Source organism: Vibrio pacinii DSM 19139, assembly GCF_000711795.1.
In the GTDB taxonomy this organism is placed as follows: Bacteria; Pseudomonadota; Gammaproteobacteria; order Enterobacterales; family Vibrionaceae; genus Vibrio; species Vibrio pacinii.
The window spans coordinates 1-1,884 of record NZ_JONH01000035.1 but is presented as its reverse complement, the minus strand read 5'-3'; the positions used below and the strand labels follow the sequence as shown (position 1 = coordinate 1,884).

At 42.4% G+C, this 1,884-nt stretch carries 2 protein-coding genes; one reads left to right on the top strand and one right to left on the bottom strand.

From position 1 onward, the window contains the following. Positions 1–373 precede the first annotated feature (373 nt). Complete coding sequence (locus BS19_RS14590; protein ID WP_038176231.1) at positions 374–922, bottom strand: hypothetical protein; 549 nt, start codon at positions 920–922, stop codon at positions 374–376. 754 nt (positions 923–1,676) lie between these two features. Here BS19_RS14590 and BS19_RS14580 point away from each other — a divergent pair. Then, positions 1,677–1,884 (top strand): type II toxin-antitoxin system ParD family antitoxin (locus tag BS19_RS14580; RefSeq protein WP_038176227.1); only part of this gene is annotated, 208 nt, incomplete at its 3' end.

The following is a 1,884-nucleotide window of genomic DNA, read 5'->3' as shown; positions in this document are numbered from 1 at the left end:
CAACGCCGTAGAAAACTGCCTAAAAGCATCAAAAAAACCTTTTGGAAAGGCAATGTCACAAGGCTGACTTTCAACGAGTACATTCGCGTCTGAAACGGCAAAATAAAACCACAATATTAAAAAACGAACGCAACTTCAGCACACCACACCCAGACACAAAACTGAGCAAATTTGCACAATTCATTAGCCTTAAACTTTCTGCTTTAGCTGCGTTTTTACCACTGGCAACTAACGCCCAATTAAGTAGTGAGCAACGCAATGCAAAAACTACCGCATTGCGCCATAAACACAAGACTCACTGCAAACCAAAACAGCCACGCGTTGCGAATCTGCTTGAATTGTTTGTTAGGTGAAATTCTTAAAGACGACGAAACTACAAATAATTCGCCGCATTCTCATAAGCTTCAATTTCTATTGGAGCTTCCGCATAACCAAAAATGGCCAATTGCAGCAAGTACTTCTTTGTAAATTCCTCAAGCCCTAGCTCTTCTATTTGTTTAACATGAATCAACTCATGAGCTATTAACTGCTTGTCACCTTTCGCTTTGTTTGAAATCCAAATACCGTAACCAAACGTCGTTCCCGTAAAATATGGTGAATCAAGGCCAAGCCGCTGCATTTGAAAAAGCAATGACTTGTTTTCAGGCAAAGGAAGCTGCTCCGCGTAGAAAACCCGAACTCTTTCGGGATGTTTAATGCCAATTTTATTTGCTATTTCTAAGTATTGTGGCAACAGAGGAGCGCCTTGAGACAGAGCTATCTGCTCGTTTGCTTTCACGTACTTTAATGACAGTGGGTAATAGGCATCTAATTGCTCAATTAGGCTACTCGGCGGGTTTGCATAAATTTCAGCTTTATCTTTGCAACTTAGCACTGCACTTGCCAGAATTACCAACACAAACATTTTTAAAGACAACTTCATCTATAGAATACCTTTCACCTAACGCCCAATTAAGTAGCCCGAAACGCCCTGACTCACTTTCCGCATGACGCCGTAAACACGAAATTCAACGCAAACCAAAAGTGCTAAGCGTTGAGGGTCTGCTTGAATTGTTTGTTATGTTTTACCACAAATAACTGATTTATTTGGCAAAGAACTGCATTCTTGACCGCATTTCAAGAAGTGAATCACAAGCTCAAACTCACTTGGCAGCCAAAGGCACGAAACACAAAGCGCGTAAGTCCACTTCCCTGCTCAATGAGGCAACCCGACAAAGGTTCAACAAGCGCCCTCTCTTTCCAACCACAGCGCAGAACAATGGCAAATTGCCGAGGCAACTGCCAAGCCGACATGTTACTTGGCAAATACGCTAAAAGCGCTCTAAAGCCAGCGAAACCTAAAACCAACCGACCCAATTTGCAAATGAAGCAACCCACGAATATTGGCATATTTGACGGGCTGAGTGATTCATGAATTTAGGCCGACAATGCGGATTTGCTGAAGTACTCAAACGAGCTGCCAAAGGGACAAAGAACATAGATCGAAGAAAAGCTTTAAGTCACTGAAATACAAGTAAACATAACGCTGCGTTAAGGTGTGATAAGCGCTTGCCATACTTGAGCGAAGCGAAACCGGCAAGCGTTTGGAACCACTCTTAAACGCTTTGTTATGCGCCACTTGCGATCACCTCAAATTAATACCATAATTAGGTACTATTTGGTATCAGGAGATTGCAATGGCTAAAAATACTAGCATCACTCTCGGCGAACACTTTGATGGCTTCATCAGTAACCAGATCCAAAGTGGACGCTATGGCTCAGCAAGTGAAGTAATTCGTTCCGCTCTACGTTTACTCGAAACACAAGAAACGAAAATGAACACTTTACGACAACTACTCGTTGAAGGTGAAGAAAGTGGTATGGCTGATTATGACCTCGATTCGT

Bases quoted from the DNA above. Each gene is read 5' to 3' on its own strand.
- BS19_RS14590 (WP_038176231.1), bottom strand. From the start codon at position 922: ATGAAGTTGTCTTTAAAAATGTTTGTGTTGGTAATTCTGGCAAGTGCA.